This window comes from Vibrio sp. Vb0667 (assembly GCF_033391095.1).
In genome coordinates, this window is sequence record NZ_JAWPOL010000324.1 from 1 (window position 1) to 1,118 (window position 1,118).

Annotated in this window: 1 protein-coding gene; it reads right to left on the minus strand. The window is 52.4% G+C overall.

The features are described 5' to 3' along the window. Window positions 1-1,118: tRNA uridine-5-carboxymethylaminomethyl(34) synthesis GTPase MnmE (gene mnmE, locus R8269_RS25620; protein WP_318222963.1), on the minus strand; the 1,118-nt coding region annotated here is incomplete at both ends.

Below are 1,118 nucleotides of genomic sequence, written 5' to 3' on the forward strand. Positions count from 1 at the left end.
TTACCTGAGAAACCCATGCACTCTTTTAGGTGGTTACGCAGCGCATCGACACCCGCCCCGGTTTTTGCTGAAAGGCGAATCAGAGTAGGATCGTTCACATGACAGATCCCCATATCTTCACCTGTTTGATCCGCTTTGTTGCGGATCACCGTCATGCCAATGCTTTCTGGCAGGCGATCGACAAAATCGGGCCAAATTTCTTTTGGATCGGTGGCGTCGGTCGTTGTGCCATCCACCATAAACAATACGCGGTCGGCTTGCGCGATTTCATCCCAAGCGCGTTCGATACCGATTTTTTCGACTTCATCAGAAGCGTCACGCAAGCCAGCAGTATCGATGATGTGCAAAGGCATACCGTCGATATGGATGTGCTCACGCAGCACGTCACGCGTGGTACCTGCGATGTCTGTTACGATTGCGGACTCTTTGCCCGACAGCGCGTTCAGTAGGCTTGATTTACCCGCATTTGGACGACCAGCAATCACTACTTTCATGCCTTCGCGCATGATCGCGCCTTGGTTCGCTTCTTTGCGTACCGCATCGAGGTTATCGATGATCGCTTGCAGATCTCCTGCAACTTTACCATCGGCAAGAAAATCGATTTCTTCTTCAGGGAAGTCGATGGCCGCTTCCACATAGATGCGAAGATGAATCAGTGATTCCACCAGCGTTTGAATGCGCTGCGAGAACTGGCCTTGTAGCGATTGTAGCGCCGATTTCGCCGCTTCTTCAGAGCTAGCATCAATCAGGTCGGCAATCGCTTCTGCCTGAGTCAAATCCATCTTGTCGTTCAAGAACGCACGTTCCGAGAACTCACCTGGACGGGCAGCTCGTACGCCAGCTATGCCCAGAATACGTTTAATCAGCATATCCATGACCACTGGGCCACCGTGACCTTGCAGTTCTAATACGTCTTCGCCCGTGAACGAGTGCGGGTTAGGGAAGTACAGTGCAATGCCTTGGTCGAGCACCGTGCCATCTTCGGCTTGAAACGGCAGGTATTCAGCGTAACGCGGTTTTAGAGTCTTCCCTGTGACTTCCAATGCCACTTGGTTGGCCTTAGGGCCTGAGACACGAATAATGCCGACACCACCACGACCGTGTGCAGTAGCTTGAGC